This is a genomic window from Actinacidiphila sp. DG2A-62 (genome assembly GCF_035825295.1).
GTDB lineage: Bacteria > Actinomycetota > Actinomycetes > Streptomycetales > Streptomycetaceae > Actinacidiphila.
In genome coordinates, this window is the sequence record NZ_JAYMGI010000002.1 from 6090533 (window position 1) to 6106868 (window position 16336).

Consider the following 16336-nt stretch of genomic DNA (forward strand, 5'->3'; position numbering starts at 1 on the left):
CGCTCCGGCCCACCGGCTCTCCGCATCCGCGCCCCGCCCCGTCCGCGTGCGGAGCCGGCCGCGGCGTCCGACCATGGGGGCATGGCCGGTCACCGGGACGGCGCCGACGGCGTGGACGACGTGGACGGCGCGGACGGCGCGGACACGCCCGCGCCCCCGCTGCTCACCGTCGGGCACGGCACCGCCGACCGCGAGCGGCTCGCCGGGCTGCTGCTCGGCGCGGGGGTCGCCGCCGTCGTGGACGTCCGCACCGCGCCCGGCAGCCGGCGCAACCCCGACGTGGGCCGGGAGCGGCTGGGGGAGTGGCTGCCGGAGCACGGCATCGGCTACCGCTGGGAGAAGGACCTCGGCGGATTCCGCCGCGCCGAGCCCGACGCGCCGGACGTCGTGTGGCGCAACGAGTCCTTCCGGGGCTACGCCGGCTACACCCGCGACCCACGCTTCGCCGCCGCGGTGGACCGCCTGCTGCCGGAGGCCGCGGCCCGCCGGACGGCGGTGATGTGCAGCGAGTCGGTGTGGTGGCGCTGCCACCGCAGGATCATCGCCGACTTCGTGCTGCTGGCCCGCGGGACGCCGGTCCTGCACCTGATGCCGGACGGCCGGCTCGCCGGCCACCGCCCCACCGCGGGCGTACGCCTGCGCGAGGACGGCCTGCTGGTCTACGACGACACCGCCGCGGCCGCCGCGCGGTGACCCGCGGCGGCGGCAGCGGGCGGGCGTCACCTCACCGGCCGCCCGCCACCGGACCGGTCAGCCGCGGCAGGGCCGGTCGCCTCACCGGCCGGCGATCCCGTCCGATGCCGGAGCCGGGCAGGCGCCCGAGGTCGGCCGGGGCGTGGTGGCAGGGCAGGCGCCCAAGGTCGGCCGGCGCGTGGTGGCAGGGCAGGCGCCCGGGGTCAGGCCGGCGCGTCGTTGCGGGGCCGTCGCCCGAGGTCAGGCCGGCACGGACCCCTCGTCGGCGGGCGGGCCGGCCGGGGGCCGCGCCGCGAGGCCGGCGAGGTAGCCGTCGAGCAGCTCGACCTGGCGGCGCGGCGGGAAGGCGGCCGGGTCCAACAGCGCCTGGACCACCAGGCCGAGGACGAACGCCTGCGCGCCCGCCGCCAGGTCGGCCGGGCTGCCGGGCGGGAGGTCGCCCCGCTCCTGCGCCGCCGCCGCGTGGGCGCTCAGCCGGTCGCGGCTGCGGGCGTACTTGTCCGCGTAGTCCTCGCGCATCGCCTCGTCGGACAGCGCCGCGTCCCAGGACGACACCCAGATCCGGTTGCTGACCACGGCCTGCGCGGCCAGCGGCAGCACATCGAGCAGGGCGGCGCGGAACGCGGCGAGGCCGGGGGCCGCCGCCCGGCGCGGGCGGCCGAGGGTGCGCTCCTCCAGCAGCCCGAGCGCGTACTCCACCAGGGACCGCTTGCTGGGGAAATAGTGCGTCAACAGGCCGGTGCTCGCGCCCATCTCGGCGGCCACGGCGCGCAGCGTCAGGCCGGTGAAGCCGCGCGTGGCCATCACCTGCCAGACGGCCTCGGAGACCTCGCGCCTGCGCGCTTCGTGATCCCCCTTGGTGCGTGGCATACTCCCACCCTACATTCACACAACATTTGTTACGTATATCGGAGGTCATGATGTTCTCGCTGCCGCTGGGCGACGGCGCGGTCCTCGTGCCGCTGGAGATCTCGCACGCCGAGGAGTTCGCCGGCCACATGGACCGGGCCCGCGAGCACATCCGTCCCTGGGTCGGGCCGGCCTTCGTCACCGCCGACGTGGAGGGCGCCCGGGCCACGCTGGCGCGGTACGCCGAGCGGCAGGCCCGCGACGGCGCCCGCATCTACGGCGTCCGACAGGACGGCGCGCTGGTCGGCGGGGTGATGTTCACCGAGTTCTCGACCGCGCTGGGCGCCTGCGAGCTGGGCTGCTGGCTGGAGCCCGCCGCCGAGGGGCGCGGCCTGATCACGCGGGCCTGCGCCGCGCTGCTGGACTGGGCGCTCACCGAGCGCGGCCTGGCCCGCGCCGAGTGGCGCTGCCGCGCCGACAACCCGCGCAGCTCGGCCGTCTCCGAGCGGCTCGGCATGACGCTCGAGGGCGTGCTGCGCGAGGCGTGGCCGTACCAGGGGGCCCGCTACGACAAGCAGCTGTGGGCGGTGCTCGCGCGCGACTGGCGGGCGCGCGAGCACTGAGCCGCGGCGCGGCGGGCGGCGGCGTACCGGGACGGCGGCGAGCCGCCGGCCAGAGCCGCGGCGCCCTTGCTCAGGCGACGGGGCCGGCGTCGGGCGCGGGGACCGGGCGCAGGCGGGACGGCGCGGCGCCGGCGTCGGCGTCCGGGCGCCGTACGCCGAACCACTGCTCGGCGTCGTACTCCTCGAAGCGTTCCACCTCGGTGAAGCCGAGCCGCGCGGCCAGGCGCATCGAGCGGGCGTTGGCGGTCTGGGTGCACAGCACCACCGGCTCGCCCGGGTGCGCCGCGGCGAACCAGTCGAGCGCCGCCGCGCACGCCTCGGCCGCGTAGCCGTGCCCCCACGCGTGCGGCAGGAACATGTAGCCCAGCTCGGCCTCGCCGCCGTCGGGGCGGAGGTGCCCGGGACGCGCGGCGTCGCGCCGGTCGAGGGTGACCATGCCGATCATCGCGCCGTCCAGGGCGACCACGAAGAACCCGGAGCGCCGCCGCGGCGCCGCGGGCATCGTGCGCTCCAGCTCCGCCCGGTCGCGGGCCCCGCCGACGTACGTCCCCACCTCGGGCGACGCGAACAGCTCGACGAACCCCGCGCGGTCGCGGGCCTCGGCGGGCCGCAGCACCAGCCGTTCCGTCGCGATGGTCTCCGGCGCCTGTTGCGCGTCCCCGCCCGCATCATCCATGGCGGCACCCTACGCGTCCGCGGCCCACGACCGCGCCCCGCGGCCTTCGACGATCATCCCCGCTCGCGTCGCCGGCATCGACCGCGTGACGCTACCCGGGAGTCGCTCGTCATCGCCCGGCGCGTCCGTGCCCTCCGGCGTGGACCTCGCGCATGAACGCCTCGGCGTGCTCGCGCGGCGCGAACCGCTCGGGGTCGCGTCCGCTGAGGATCCAGAAGAAGACGGGTCCGACCAGCAGGGCGGTGGCCTGGTCGACGGGGACCGCGGGGCCGGGCCCGAGCGCGCGCTCCACCACGGCCCGGGCGCTGTTCCCGAGGACGTCCTCGGCCGCCAGGAGAGCGGCGACGCCCGAGTCGTGCTGGGCTTCGCCCACGAGCGCCCGGTAGGCGATCCCGGCCGGCGAGTGGGCCAGGAAACGGGCGAGTGCCTCCAGGAACGCCGTCAGGTCCTGGACGGGGTCGTCGGAGGGCTCGACCGCGAGCTCCTCGGCGGCGTCCCCCGCGCTGGCCTCCAGGAGGATCTCGGCGGTGGTGGACCACCAGCGGTAGACGGTCTGACGGGACACCTGCGCGCGCTCGGCGATGCCCTTCATGGTCATGCCCGCGTAGCCCACCTCGACCAGCAGGTCGTCGACGGCGTGCAGGACCGCCACGCGCGCCCGCTCGCTGCGCGGACGACCGCTTCTGCCCTGCTCCTTCTCCATGCCGGAATCATACATGGACACCGTGTCTCGTATCTGTTAGGTTTGTGGACACGGTGACTCGAAACCCGGGTCCGGCCCCTCGCGCCGGGCGGGTCGAGGCGCCTGTCGTCCGTGCCGACCGTCCGTCGGCAGCCCTAGAACAGATCAGGAGGCACGCGGATGCGCGTGTTCGTCACCGGAGCAACCGGCTGGATCGGGTCCGCCCTCGTCGATGAGCTGATGACGTCAGGCCACCAGGTGGTGGGCCTCGCCCGGTCCGAGAAGTCCGCCCGGGCACTGGCCTCGAAGGGGCCGGCGTCCTGCGCGGGGATCTGGACGATCCGGGGTCCCTGCGCCGGGGCGCGGCGGACGCCGACGCGGTCGTACACCTGGCCAATAAGCACGACTGGGGTGACCCGGCGGAGTCGGACCGGGTCGAGCGCCGGTCGGTGCACACCCTCGCCGAGGCGCTGGCCGGCACCGACCGGCCGCTGCTGGTCGCGGCCAGCCTCGTCAAGGGGCGCACGGCGCTGGAGACCGACGCCTCGCCCGCCGTAGGACCGGACTCGGACCGGGGCGGCAGCGAGAACCTGGCGCTGGAGTACGCCGACCGGGGCGTGCGGACGGTCATCGGCCGCTTCGCGCCGAGCGTCCACGGCCCGGGCGACTGGGGGTTCGTGAACTTCCTGGTCGCGGCCGCCCGCAAGCAGGGCGTCTCCGGCTACGTCGGCGACGGCTCCACGGCCTGGTCGGCGGTGCACCGCACGGACGCGGCCCGGCTCCTGCGGCTCGGCCTGGAGTCCGCGCCCGCCGGCACACGCCTGCACGCGGTCGCCGAGGAGGCCGTCCCCACCCGGGTGATCGCGGAGGCCGTGGGGCGGTACCTGCGCGTCCCGACCGTCTCGGTCGACCCCGAGGACGCGGGCGCGCATTTCGGGTTCGTCGGCGGCTTCTTCGCCATGACCATGACCGCCCCCAGCGCCCTCACCCGCGCGGCGCTGTCCTGGACGCCCGTCGGGCCGACCCTGGTCGAGGACATCGAGAACGGCGCCTACGCCGGCGCCTGAGCCGGCGACGCGTCCGCCCGGGCGGGCCGGTTCCCCTGGCCCGCCGTCCCGCCCGGGCCGCCCGGGCCGCCCGTCCCGCCCGGGCTGCTCGTCTCGTCCGGGCCGCTCGTCCCGCCCGGGCTGCTCGTCCGGCCCGGGCCGCCCGTTCCGCCCGGGCCGCTCCAGCTCGGCGCACCCACCCCTCCCGTCGATCCAGACCCCGCCCGGAGACCCCATGTCCTCCCTGTCCACGCCCGCCGCGCCCACCTCGACCGGCGGGACCCGGCTCCGAGGGGGAACGGTGCAGGCATGCGTGTGCCTGTGCACCCTCCTCGTCGTCGGATTCGTCGCCTCGATCAATCTGGCGGTGCCCGAACTCGCCGCGAGCGCCCTGCGTCCCTCGTCCGCACAGCTGCTGTGGATCGTGGACGCCTACGTGGTCCTCTTCGGGTGCCTCGTGGTCCCGGCCGGCGCGCTCGGCGACCGGCTCGGTCGCAAGGGGGTGCTGCTCGGCGGCCTGCTGCTCTTCGCCCTGGGCGCGGCCGTCTCCGCGGCGGCCCCGGACGTCGCGGTGATGCTGGCCGGCCGGGCGGTCACCGGCGTGGGCGCCGCGTGCGTCCTGCCGAACGCGCTGGCCGTGCTGATCCACGCGACCGAGCCGGCCCGGCGTCCGCGTGCGATCGCCGTCTGGGCCTCGATGTCGGGCGTGGGGGGCGCGGTCGGCAATCTGGGCGGGGGCGCGGTGCTCTCCGCCGGATCATGGCGGCTGCTCTTCGCGGTCGCCGCGGCGGCGGCGGTCGGGTGCGCGGGCTGGGCGGCGGTGGCGGCGCCGCGCAGCCCCCGGCACGACCGGGGCCTCGACCTGCCCGCGGCGGGGGCCCTGACGCTCGCCACCCTGGCGCTGCTGCTCGGCATCATCCAGGGGCCCGAGCAGGGCTGGGGGAGCGCGTTCGTGATCGGCGCGTTCGCCGTCTCCTGCCTGCTGTACGGCCTGTGGGTCCTCGGCGGGCTGCGCGCGCGGCGCCCCCTGCTGGACCCGCGGCTGTTCGCGGTGCCCGCGCTGCGCGCCGCGTGCCTGGGCATGCTCGTGGTCTTCTTCGGGATGTTCGGCTTCTTCTTCCTCAACGCCTCGCTCATGCAGTACAGCCGTGGGTTCTCCGTCCTGCAGACCGGCCTCGGCGTCGTCCCGCTGACCATCCCCCTGCTGGCAGGCTCCCGGTACGTGCCCGGCCTGGTCGCGCGCTTCGGCGACCGCCGGGTGCTGGCGGTCGCGTTCCTCCTGGTCGGCGCCGGGATCGCCGGCTCGGCGACGGCCCTCGACGAGAGCTATCCCGTCTACGCCGTCTGGCTCGTCGTCCTCGGGTCCGGCGCGGCCCTGGCCCTGCCGGCGCTGACCGCGGTGATCGCCGTCGCGCTGCCCCGGGAGCAGGCCGGCGTCGCGGGAGGACTCCAGGCCACGACACGGGAGTTGGGGAGCGCACTGGGAGTCGCTCTCGTCGGCACGCTGCTCACCTCGCGGTTCGTGCACGCGCTGCCGGGCAGGGCCCCGGACGCCGTCGTGGACGGGCACGTCCCGCACACGGTCGCCGAGGCTCTGGCCACCGCGGCCCCGACTCATCGCGGCGGTGTCGTCAGCGCCTACACCGCGGGCGCCGACGGCGCGTTGAAGACCGTCGCGCTGATCGTCCTCGCCGCGGGCGCGCTGGTCGTGGCGGAGATGAGCTGGGCCGCCCGGCGGGCGGGGTCCGGCCGCGAGTAGCCGACGGCTGCCTCGGCGCGGGGCCGGCGCGGGGTCGAGGTGGGCTCGACGCGGGGTCGGCGCGGCGTCGGCGCGGGTGTGGTCAGGATGCCGGCGCGGCCGGGTCGGTGCGGGTGAGGCCGGCGAGCAGCAGGTCGATCATCTGGCGGGCGTGGTAGTCGGGGAAGGTCTCGACTCCGATGCACAGGTTGCCGATGGCGAGCATGAGGTCGTACGCGCGGACGTCGGGCCGTGTGGCGCCGGTGGCGGCGGACGCCGTCAGCAGCCGGTCGAGGACGGGCAGGAGGCGTTCGACGAACTCGTTGTGCAGGGTCTCGAAGCCGGCCTGGTCGGAGTGCATGGCTTCGGCGAGGCCGTGTTTGGTGACCAGGAAGTCGGCGAAGCGGTGCACCCACTGCCGCAGCGCCTGGAACGGCGGGTCGGCGGCGGGGTCCGCGGGGTCCGTGGACGCGGCGGCAAGGGCGTCGACCTGGTGTTTGAAGACGGCGACCACCAGGTCCGCCCGGGTGGGGAAGTGACGGTAGATGGTGCCCATGCCGAGTCCTGACTCGGCGGCGATCTCCCGTACGGGGGCGTGGACGCCGGCGCGTACGAACACGGCCGCCGCGGCGTCCAGCAGGGCCTGTTCGTTGCGGCGGACATCGGCTCGTCTGCGGCCGGCGGGGCCGGCGCGGTCGGGGGTGTGGGCATCGGGGAGGGCCTTCGCTGGTGGACTGGAGCAATGCTCCGTACGCTGTGAATCGGAGCATTGCTCCCTCTTCACCATCCTGGCAGACGCCGCGCGGTCGCAGCCACCCGACGCCGCCCGAAGGACACCCCCCCCGTGACCGGCGCCACACCCGGGCCGGCACCGGACCTGGGCCAGGTGGGCCTGGGCCGGCACCGGACCTGGGCCAGCGCCACACCTGCCGGCGTCGCTGCCGCCGGCAGGTGTGGCGCGCTGTCAGGGCAGGTTCCAGACCTGGTCGCCGGCGGCGGCGCAGGACTCGATGTCCAGCCGGGTGCCGGAGGCGCCGAATCCGGGATCGGTCAGGCACAGCCCGGAGTTCGGGTTGACCAGCTCGCCGTCGGCCCGCGGCTGCCACTGCTGTGCGGGCGTGCCGTTGCACCAGTAGAGGTCCACGGTCGTGCCCGCGGCGGTGCCCGCGTTGTTCACGTCCAGGCACTTGCCGTACGCCCGCAGCGTGTAGTCCGACGCCAGGGTCCACTGCTGGGCGAAGGTGCCGTTGCAGGTGTAGACCTGGACCGGGTCGAAGTCGGTCGGGTCGGCGTCCCGGACGTCCAGGCACAGGCCCTGATAGCCGGTCGTCGGGCCCACCGGCGCCCGCTGGACCCAGGTCTGGCCGGCGGCGTGCCCGCAGTCCTCGATGTCCAGTCCGGTGCCGGACGGGCCGGAGCCGGGATCGGTCAGGCACCGGCCGGACTGCGGATTGACGATCTCCCCGTCGGACTGCGCCTGCCAGCGCTGCGCGCCGGTGCCGTTGCAGGTGTAGAGCTGGACCGGCGTGCCGCTGCCGGTGCCGCTGTTGCGCACGTCCAGGCACAGCCCCTGCGCCCGGACGGTCCCGTCGGACGGTGCGGTCCACCCCTGCGCCGACGTGCCGTTGCAGAAGTAGGCCTGGACCGCGTCGCCCGACTGCCCGCCGCCTCCGCGGTCGTCGGCGCACAGGCCCTGGGCGCCCAGGCGGATCTGCTGGACCGCCGGGGGAACGCTGATCTCGCGGACCTGCGCGGTGGCCGAGGGGTCGGCCTGGTAGCGGATGTAGCGGTGGACCGCGGTGGGGAACGCGGCCGTGCTGCTCGCACTCGCGATCGCCGCCTGGCGCGCGAGCGCCGTCCAGGTGCTGCCGTCGTCGGAGCCCTCGACCGTGTACGCCGTCGTCGGGCCGTCCGACTCGACCCGGACCGCGTCGAGCCGGGTCGGCGCGCCCAGGTCGATCGTCAGGCTCGCGCCGGCGGCCGCGGCGTGCCAGGCCGTGCCGGGCCCGCCGTCGACCGCGCCCTGCGCCGGATAGCTGGGGTCGGCGTGGGAGGCCGTCACGGGCTTGCACGCGGCGGCGTCCGACGAGCCGGCGAAGGTCCGCGTCGCCACGGTCAGCGGGGTTCCCGGGCTCACCGTCCGGGTCGCGCCGCCCGCGACGGCCACCGGCAGGGCCGGGCCGCCGGTGACGGTGATCGTGGTGCCCGCCGGGGTGATCGCCAGCGCGTAGGTGCTGTCGTGCCACCGCAGGCCGGTCAGGTCCAGTTCGGGGATCTGCGGCGGCAGCGAGGGATCGAGCAGGACCGCGTTCTGGTCCCAGCGCAGCCCGGTGAACCCGTACTCCAGCTCCTGGAGGAACCCGCCGGCGCCGGTCGTGAAGGTGAACGCCCCGCCGGTGCGCGTCTCGTGGAACTGGTCGAACGGCGCCCCCACGAACGGGTCCACGCTGCGCTTCAGATACGTGTACGCGTCGCACCGGTCGGCGGGCAGGGCGGCCGCGTCGATCGACGCGATCGAGTCGGTCATCGACGGCCCGTCGGGATCGGTGACGGAGCTGTAGTAGTCGAGGTCGTCGCGCGCCACCGTCCCCGGCATCGCCACGCTCCACGGGTACTGCAGCATGGTGACGTCGGCCTGCTTGACGGTCTGGCCGGCCGGATACCCGGCGTACTCGGGGTGGCGCTGGGCGGCGGAGTCGAAGGGGATCTCCAGGCCGTCGGCCACGGCGGTCCACGCCGGGGCCGCGGCGTTGCCGGTGATCTGCGCCGCGCGGGCGGCGATGGTCAGCACCGACCGCGCCGCGGCGTTGGTGTAGGCGCTGTCGTCGACGTGGTCGTGGTACTCGTCGGGGCCCATGACGTCCAGGATCCGGTAGCCGCCGGACACGTTCGGGTCCCGCACGGCGCGCGACGCCCAGAAGTCCGCGATCCCGCTGAGCACCGGCCACGCCTTGCCGGCCAGCCAGGACGAGTCACCGGTGGCCAGGTAGTACTGCCACTGCGCGAGCGCGATGTCGGCCGACACGTGCAGCTCGTCGCAGTACGCGCCGGGCCCGTGGTAGGCGTCCCGGCCGGTGATGCCGCTCTCCCACGGATACCGGGCGCCGGTGGTCGTCCGGCCCGCGGGGGCGCAGGTCGACGCGTTGGCCCTGGCCTGCCCGAGCAGGGCCTGCCGGTAGGTGTCGGTGGCCTTGGCGACGTCCGGGTGCTGGGCCAGCAGCGCCGGGTACATCCAGGTCTCCATGTCCCAGAACACATGGCCGTTGTAACTGTCCGAGGACAGCCCGCCGGGCGGGCTCGGCCACGGCACGTCGGCCCGGTTGCTCTCCAGCAGGTAGAACAGGGAGGCGCGGATCTCCCCGGTGAGCGCGTCGTCGCCGGGAACGGATATGTCGGCGCTCCACAGCCCGGACCAGGACTGGTCGTTGCGGGCGGCGACCCCGGCGGCGCCGAGGTTCGCGGCCGCGGTCGCCTGGTTCAGCGCGGTGCCCTGCGGGGCGGTGCTCGCCGCTGCGGGCCCGCCGTCGTCGCTCGCGGCCACGCCGACGAACTTCGTCGCCGTGTAGGTCGTGCCGGCGACCACGTTCAGCTGCGCGCTCTGCCCGGACGCGGCGCCGTCCGCCGCGGTGGTGGCCGTCGGCGACGTCGAGCCGCCGAGCCTGAGCACCGACGCGATCGCGGCGGTGACGCCGGTGCCGTCGGCGGTGACGGTCTCGGTGAGGACGCCGTTCCGGGTGTCGACGGAGGGGGCGGCGGCCGAGGAGCCGTTCAGCCCGCGTTCGTCGAGCGCGTCGACGACGGTCGCCTGCCCGCTCCAGTGCGGGGTGAAGGACATGCCGACCATGCCGACGTGGGCGTTGCTCCGGTCGGCGTGCACGGTGTACGTGAAGTCGGTCGCGCGGCCCGACGGCGCGGTCCAGGTGAAGGACGTCGTGAGCGTCCCCGTGCGCAGGTCCAGCGTCTGCCGGTAGCCGGACCGGGTGCCGGCCTGGAGCGTGGAGACGGTGGTGGGCGCCGCGGCCCCGGCCGGGTACGCGGCCACCGTGTCGACGTTCACCTGGCCGGTGTCGCCGGAGCCGACGGTCAGGGCGACGCTGTTGTTCCCCGCGTTCAGCGTGGCCGGAACCGTCACGGTGCCCCAGGTGTTCCAGTCGGCCGTCGCCGGGAGCGTCACCTGCCGCCGCGCGCCGCCGTCGACGCTCACCGACACCGTCTCGGCGGCGCCGTTGCCGTTGGCGTACCTGATGGCGATCGTCGCGGCGCCGGCGACGCTCTGGGCGATCGGCACGGTGACGGTGGCGCCCACGTTCGGCGACCCGTAGCCGAACCCCGCGGCGAACAGCCGGCCCACCGCGCCGCCGTGGTCGCTCGCGGGAGTGGCGCCGCCGGACAACTCGCCGGCGGCGGCCTGGCAGAGCGTGCCGTACCGGCAGACCGGCAGGTTGCCGTACGCGTCGGCGCCGGCGGTCAGCCCGAGCGTGGTCCAGGTGGGGAGGTCGGCCCTGATCTCGGACCAGTCGGTCTCTGCGGGCGGATCGGCGTAGAACCCGGCGAGTTCGCTCTCGGAGGTGATCGGGTTCGCGGAGAAGCCGGCGCCCTCGGCCGGCACCCGGGCCGCGAGGTAGCCGTTGCCGATGAACGTCGGGGTGTAGCCGCTGCCGGTGTCCGTGGTCGACAGCGTCCACGGACCCGCCGCGGCGCTGCCGGCCGCTGCCGGCCGGGCCGTGCCGCCGGCGGAGGCGGTCGCCGTCGTCGTGGGTATCGCCGTCGCGGACAACGCCATCGCGACGACGAGTCCCGACAGGGCCGCCGCGGCCCTGGCCGGCCCGGCCTGAACCGGAGCCGTCTGCGCACATGCCGGAGTTCCATGGTGTCCGTCCTTCGTCGGGAGAGTCGACAGTGGGGGGAGACCGACGCTTTTCCGGTGGAACCGCGGACGGAGTGGGCGACGCGCGTGGTCCGTACCATCTCTGCCCACGGCGCGGCCGTTCGACTCCCCCTCGACTCCCCCCGCGGGGCGAAGGGGCGGTGTCCCGGCCAGATGCGCTCCGGACGCCGCGAGCCCGCGCGGGGTACGGCGCGCGGATGACGTACGGTGGTGGCCGACGAACAGTGTTCGTCGGCCAGCAGGCGCCGAGGGCCGGGAGCGCGCGGGGACACTCGGGGCGCCCGGCGTGACGCCTCGGGCGTGGCGGGCGTGGGGCGCCGGGCGTGGCGCCTCGGACAGAACGGAGCACGTGATGAAGGCAGCCCGCTTCCGCCGGTTCGGCGGCCCGGAGGTCCTGGAGATCGTGGACCTTCCCGATCCGCGCCCGGGGCCCGGGCAGGTGCGGATCGCGGTGCGCGCGGCGGGGATCAACGCCAGCGACTGGAAGAAGCGCCAGGGCCTGATGGACCCGGAGCTGCCGCAGACGCTCGGCTACGAGGCCGCGGGCGTCGTCGACCTGCTGGGCGAGGGCGTCGTCGACGTGGCCGTCGGTGAGCGGGTGTTCGGCTTCTGCGACGACGGGACCGCCCAGGCCGAGTCGGCGGTGCTGGCGCACTACGCGCCCGTCCCGCCGTCGCTCGACTTCGCCGGCGCCGCAGCGCTGCCGGCCGCCGTCGAGACCGCCACCCGCGCGCTCGACCAGCTCGGCGTCCGGGGCGGCACGCTCCTGGTCAACGGCGCCTCGGGAAACGTGGGCAGCGCGGCGGTCCAGCTCGCCGTGGCACGCGGCGCCCGCGTGATCGGCACCGCGAGCCCCGCCAACCACGAGTACCTGCGCTCGCTGGGCGCCGAGCCGGTGGCCTACGGGGAGGGACTCGCCGAGCGGGTCCGCGCGCTCGCGCCGGGCGGCGTCGACCTGGCGCTCGACGTCGCCGGGAGCGGCGTGCTGGCCGAGCTGATCGGGCTGGCGGGCGGCCCGGAACACGTCGTCACGGTCGCCGACTTCGCGGGTGCGCGCGAGCACGGAGTGAGGTTCAGCCGCGGGGACACGGGCCGCGCGGTCCACGCGCTGGCCGGAATCGGCGCACTGGTCGAGTCCGGGCGCTTCTCGCTCCCGGTCGCGCGGACCTTCCCGCTCGCCGACATCGCGCAGGCGCACCGCGTCGGCGAGGCGGGCGGGGTGCGCGGGAAGCTGGTGCTGCTGGTCGGCTGAACAGCCGGCGCCGGCAGGCCCGGCCCGAACGCTCATGTGTTGGACGGGCCAACGTTTATAGTGGGGGCCATGAGCGACGCCGACGACGACCTGCGGCCCCCGGCGCGACTGCAGGCGCTCACCAGCTGGCAGGCGAACAAGGTCTCCACGATCGGGGCCAGGACGACCGCCCGGCACATGCCGTTGACGGCGCGCTCCGACTTCGCCGTGCTCGCCGCGCTGGAGGAGTACGGCGCACTGAGCCAGGCCGACCTCGGCAGGCGGCTGGGCCTGGACCGCAACGACGTCAGCGGCATCGTCGGCCGGCTCCAGGCCGGCGGCCACGTGGACCGCCGGGTCGACCCCGCCAACCGCCGCAGGAACCTCGTCACCATCCAGGCCGGCCTGCGCTACCTGGAGCAGATCCAGCTCAACGCGGACAGGGCCCAGGACGAACTGCTGTCGGCCCTGGACGCGGACGAGCGCACCCGCCTGCACGCGCTCCTGGCGAAGGTCCTCACGGCGCACACGCCGCAGTCCGCATAGCGCCCCGGCGCCCCGAGAGCCCCGCGGCGATCCGCGGCGATCCGCGGCACTGCGGCCTTACAGGGGCTGGCGCAATGAGATGGATCGGTCGTGGTGGCCGTGCCCGGCGGACGAGTCGGTCGTTGGGCGGTTGTGGGAACCTCGCCATGGTTGGTGTCGGATGAGCTGCGGGAACGGATCGAACCGCTGCTACCGAAAAGGGACCGGCGGTCCGCTGTCCGGGCGGCAGACCGGTTCCGGACCGTGAGGTGCTGTGCGGGCTCTCGTTCGTGCTGCACACCGGTTTCCAGTGGGAGCACCTGCCGCGGGAACTGGGGTCCGGGCCGGGGATGACGTGCTGGCGGCGGCTGCGGGACTGGAACGAGGCCGGGGTGTGGCAGGGTCTCCACGGAGTCCTGCTGGCTGAGCTGAACCTGGCCGCCCGGCTGGACCGGTCGAGAGCTGTGGTCGCCTCCTCGCACGTCAGGGCGCTAGAAGGGGGGCGCCACACTGGCCCCTCGCCAGTCGACCGGGGCCGACCGGGCTACGAAACACCACCTGATCACCGACGGGACGGCACACCGCTGGCCGTCATCCTCACCGGCCGAAACCGTAACGACGTCACCCGGCTCCTGCCGCTGATCGATGCCATCCCTGCGATCAGAGGTCGGCGCGGGCGCCCCGCCGCAAGCCCGACTCGCTGTTCGCCGACCGCGGCTACGACCACGACACCTACCGCTACCAGGTCCGCGCCCGCCGCATCGTGCCGGCCACCGCCCGCCGCGGCACCCGGTATGGAACGGGCCTGGGCACCTACCGCTGGGTTGTCGAGCGCACCTCCGGCGAGTTCGTAAAAGAATCCTTCGATGGCATGGATTGAAAGAGGGAATGCAAGGGCCCACCGAGTGCTACTGCTGCGGCATCCCGTTTCACGATGTCTTCGCGGATGCAAGCTTTTGATAGACGTCAGACATCTGGATCAACAGCCCGAGGGCCTCGCTCGACCGGTGGCCACCTCGAAGAAGCTCAGTGAGCCTCTTGCATCCTGAACGGTCGCAGGCCAGGAGTACGTGTACGGCTTGGACGACGCGGCTGATGTGGCGGGTGGAGCAGCGTGCTCGGCGCAGGATGCGCCAGGACTTCAGCCGGGCGAAGGCCCACTCACCGGGGCCCGTAGGCGGGCTTGGTCCCGGTTGAACTGCTGGTAGTGCTCAGGTTGTTCGTGGTGCTGGTAGGAGGGGGTGCGAAAGGTGGCGCAGGCGCCTTGGTAGGCGCAATCCGCGAGCACGAAAATTCTGCCGGGTCAGGCAGGCTTGGACGATGCCGTGGGCCCGTGCGGAGGTCAGGTCGTGCATGCGGCCCGGCGACGCGCGTGAGAACCACAGGGGCGTGCCGTCCGGGGTGGCGATGACCTGGAGGTTCATGCCGTGCTTCTTGTGTTTTTGTGATAGCACGGCTCGTCCGCGGTGATGCGGTCGATAAAGATCAGGGTGCCGTCAACGATGACGTGGTCGCCTCACCGAGACCAGTGAGGGCTTCGTGCAGGCCGGGCGCCCAGAAAACCAGTCCGTCCGCCGCCTGGTCGACGTAGCGCCGGGCGGGGGCCTGGAATCGCGAAGCCCGCTTCGAGCTGGGAGAATGTCTCGTTCTTGCGCAGGTGGACCAGTGTGAGGAGCGCCCGTTTGAAGCAGCCGAGCTTGCGCCAGCGGGTGTTGGAGGCCCGGCGGTGCTCGTACAGCAGCCAGGAAACATACTCGACGAGCTCGTACGGGGCGTCCAGGGTGGCACGACAAGGCAGGGCCCCTCGTCGTTGGCGTGGTGATTCCACTCATCACGAACGTGGATCACTTCGCCACAGCTGCCGAACCGCAGCTTGGGGATCGAGTCCCAAACTGCTGCGCGCGATGGTCAAGACGTTCACCGATCAGCCGGTGGTCGTCCTTCTATGCGGGCACCAAACCCGAACGCCGGGACTAACCCCCGGCTCAGCTCCAACCCGTCTCACCATTTCCGAAGAAGCAACCGCGCAAGCAGGTGGCCGCGGAACTGGGCGGTGCCGGCCGGGCTGAGTGTCCGGAGTGCGGGGCTACGTGGGTCGCGGGGGGCGTCGTTCGACGAGGTTCCCTTCCGCAGCCGCGGAAGGGAACCTTTCATCGCTTGCAGGCTGACCGAGTCGATTGCGGAGCCGTCAGGGACGTCGCACTCGGTTTTGGCCGGTGACGACAGGCGGGCACCATCGCGGACTACCCCAGATGCAGCTCCAGCGTGTCCTTTGAGGCGCCGCCACCGCAGGTGGGGGAGCCTGCGGCGAAATAGGCGCGGCCGCGCAGCGCGCCGGCGCCGAATCCGTGTCGGCTCTGGGGCAGGGGGCTCCCGGCGGACCAGATGTCGGACTCTGGGTCGTAGACGGCCACGTCGCCGAAGGTGGCTCCAGCGGAGCTGCATTCGCCTCCGGCGTAGACAATGCGACCGTTGAGGACGACCGCGGCCCCGGCCGACCGGGGTGCCGGAAGCGGTGCCGCCGTGGTCCAGCGGCCCGTGCCGGTGTGGTAGACGTCGTGGCGGGTCAAATTGTCGGTCACGTCGGCCACCCTGCCGCCGAACACGTGGATGTCGCAGCCGAGGACCGCGATGCCTGCGTGATCGCGAGGTTCGCCGGGCAGCGGCTGTGCGGTGGACCATTGACGCCGTCGTGGGTCGTACACGAAATGGCTGTTCACCGTGCCGAATCCCATTGAGACCGGGGGGTCCGGAGTCGTGACGACCGACGTGGATTCACGCCCGCCGATGAGGTGGAGCTTGCCGTCCACGGCGGCGACAGCGACCGATCCGAGCTTCTGGGGCATGTCGGGCAGCCGGCTCCACCGGTCCCTGGCCGGGTGGTAGACATAGGCCACCGGTTGCGGGTTCAGGTGCACCGCGTCGGTGAACCCGCCGAAGGCGTACAGTCTTCCGTCGAGGGCGGCCACCCCGACGTGGGTGAGCGGGCGTGGCAGCGGTGCGTGTGACGACCACCGGTCAGTGCGCGGATCGTAGCTGGTGACCACATCCGATTTCCACACCGGTGCCGCGTTGTCACGCTGGAGGGTGCCGCCGACGACATACAGGCGGCCGTCGAGCGCGGCGGCCCCGACCTCGGCACGGGCCAGCGGCATTGGTGTCCTGGCCCGCCACTGGCCGCGGTCGTCGGCAGCGGGCCCCACAGCCTGGGCGCTGTTGCGGGACGTAGCCAGACCGACGGCGGTCATCGACAGTCCCGCCAGTGCGCTCAGGGCGCTTCGTCGCGAAAGAGGCATGGCCCGACTGTGGGGGTGACTCATGGTCAGCGTCCAATACCGAACCAGGAGATCCGATACCAGATGGGTATCGTGGCTGGCCGGTTCTG

The 16336-nt window shown here is 74.1% G+C and carries 11 protein-coding genes and 3 pseudogenes; 7 read left to right on the forward strand and 7 right to left on the reverse strand.

Annotation, left to right across the window (positions count from 1 at the left end):
* Positions 1–81: 81 nt before the first annotated feature.
* Positions 82–693, forward strand: a complete 612-nt coding sequence (locus VSR01_RS27355) for a DUF488 domain-containing protein (RefSeq protein WP_326451754.1) — start codon at positions 82–84, stop codon at positions 691–693.
* A gap of 240 nt (positions 694–933) precedes the next feature.
* Here the strand turns inward: VSR01_RS27355 and VSR01_RS27360 are convergent, their stop codons facing one another.
* Complete coding sequence (locus VSR01_RS27360) at positions 934–1563, reverse strand: TetR/AcrR family transcriptional regulator (RefSeq protein WP_326451755.1); 630 nt, start codon at positions 1561–1563, stop codon at positions 934–936.
* Between the two features lie 50 nt (positions 1564–1613).
* Here VSR01_RS27360 and VSR01_RS27365 point away from each other — a divergent pair, with 50 nt between their 5' ends.
* Complete coding sequence (locus VSR01_RS27365; protein WP_326453849.1) at positions 1614–2165, forward strand: GNAT family N-acetyltransferase; 552 nt, start codon at positions 1614–1616, stop codon at positions 2163–2165.
* Between the two features lie 70 nt (positions 2166–2235).
* Here VSR01_RS27365 and VSR01_RS27370 read toward each other — a convergent pair whose 3' ends face one another.
* On the reverse strand, positions 2236–2841 hold the full coding sequence (locus VSR01_RS27370) for a GNAT family N-acetyltransferase (protein WP_326451756.1): 606 nt from the start codon (positions 2839–2841) through the stop codon (positions 2236–2238).
* Positions 2842–2950: 109 nt separating this feature from the next.
* The gene (locus VSR01_RS27375; protein ID WP_326451757.1) at positions 2951–3544 is read right to left on the reverse strand and encodes a TetR/AcrR family transcriptional regulator; all 594 of its coding nucleotides are present in this window, start codon (positions 3542–3544) and stop codon (positions 2951–2953) included.
* Positions 3545–3703: 159 nt separating this feature from the next.
* On the opposite strand from VSR01_RS27375, the pseudogene VSR01_RS27380 reads away from it, so the two are divergent.
* Positions 3704–4590, forward strand: a pseudogene (locus VSR01_RS27380) (SDR family oxidoreductase).
* Between the two features lie 214 nt (positions 4591–4804).
* On the forward strand, positions 4805–6328 hold the full coding sequence (locus VSR01_RS27385) for an MFS transporter (protein WP_326451758.1): 1524 nt from the start codon (positions 4805–4807) through the stop codon (positions 6326–6328).
* A gap of 82 nt (positions 6329–6410) precedes the next feature.
* On the opposite strand, the gene VSR01_RS27390 is transcribed toward VSR01_RS27385, so the two are convergent.
* Positions 6411–6926 carry a TetR/AcrR family transcriptional regulator gene (locus VSR01_RS27390; RefSeq protein ID WP_442785556.1) on the reverse strand — a complete coding sequence of 172 codons (516 nt, stop codon included), beginning with the start codon at positions 6924–6926 and terminating at the stop codon, positions 6411–6413.
* Between the two features lie 345 nt (positions 6927–7271).
* The gene (locus VSR01_RS27395; protein WP_326451759.1) at positions 7272–11090 is read right to left on the reverse strand and encodes a ricin-type beta-trefoil lectin domain protein; all 3819 of its coding nucleotides are present in this window, start codon (positions 11088–11090) and stop codon (positions 7272–7274) included.
* A gap of 457 nt (positions 11091–11547) precedes the next feature.
* On the opposite strand from VSR01_RS27395, the gene VSR01_RS27400 reads away from it, so the two are divergent.
* The 3 genes and pseudogenes from VSR01_RS27400 to VSR01_RS27410 all read left to right on the forward strand — a co-directional run.
* Complete coding sequence (locus tag VSR01_RS27400) at positions 11548–12447, forward strand: NADP-dependent oxidoreductase (protein WP_326451760.1); 900 nt, start codon at positions 11548–11550, stop codon at positions 12445–12447.
* 69 nt (positions 12448–12516) lie between these two features.
* Positions 12517–12972, forward strand: a complete 456-nt coding sequence (locus VSR01_RS27405; protein ID WP_326451761.1) for a MarR family winged helix-turn-helix transcriptional regulator — start codon at positions 12517–12519, stop codon at positions 12970–12972.
* Between the two features lie 79 nt (positions 12973–13051).
* Positions 13052–13789: pseudogene (locus VSR01_RS27410) on the forward strand (IS5 family transposase); the annotation flags it as partial.
* A 205-nt stretch (positions 13790–13994) separates the two neighbouring features.
* Here VSR01_RS27410 and VSR01_RS27415 read toward each other — a convergent pair.
* Positions 13995–14783, reverse strand: a pseudogene (locus VSR01_RS27415) (transposase family protein); the annotation flags it as partial.
* A gap of 411 nt (positions 14784–15194) precedes the next feature.
* The gene (locus VSR01_RS27420; RefSeq protein WP_326451762.1) at positions 15195–16106 is read right to left on the reverse strand and encodes a Kelch repeat-containing protein; all 912 of its coding nucleotides are present in this window, start codon (positions 16104–16106) and stop codon (positions 15195–15197) included.
* Between the last annotated feature and the right edge of the window lie 230 nt (positions 16107–16336).

Bases quoted from the DNA above. Each gene is read 5' to 3' on its own strand.
- VSR01_RS27360 (WP_326451755.1), bottom strand. From the start codon at position 1,563: ATGCCACGCACCAAGGGGGATCACGAAGCGCGCAGGCGCGAGGTCTCC.
- VSR01_RS27355 (WP_326451754.1), top strand. From the start codon at position 82: ATGGCCGGTCACCGGGACGGCGCCGACGGCGTGGACGACGTGGACGGC.
- VSR01_RS27405 (WP_326451761.1), top strand. From the start codon at position 12,517: ATGAGCGACGCCGACGACGACCTGCGGCCCCCGGCGCGACTGCAGGCG.
- VSR01_RS27420 (WP_326451762.1), bottom strand. From the start codon at position 16,106: ATGCCGCTGGCCCGTGCCGAGGTCGGGGCCGCCGCGCTCGACGGCCGC.
- VSR01_RS27375 (WP_326451757.1), bottom strand. From the start codon at position 3,544: ATGGAGAAGGAGCAGGGCAGAAGCGGTCGTCCGCGCAGCGAGCGGGCG.
- VSR01_RS27365 (WP_326453849.1), top strand. From the start codon at position 1,614: ATGTTCTCGCTGCCGCTGGGCGACGGCGCGGTCCTCGTGCCGCTGGAG.
- VSR01_RS27395 (WP_326451759.1), bottom strand. From the start codon at position 11,090: ATGGCGTTGTCCGCGACGGCGATACCCACGACGACGGCGACCGCCTCC.
- VSR01_RS27370 (WP_326451756.1), bottom strand. From the start codon at position 2,841: ATGGATGATGCGGGCGGGGACGCGCAACAGGCGCCGGAGACCATCGCG.
- VSR01_RS27400 (WP_326451760.1), top strand. From the start codon at position 11,548: ATGAAGGCAGCCCGCTTCCGCCGGTTCGGCGGCCCGGAGGTCCTGGAG.
- VSR01_RS27385 (WP_326451758.1), top strand. From the start codon at position 4,805: ATGTCCTCCCTGTCCACGCCCGCCGCGCCCACCTCGACCGGCGGGACC.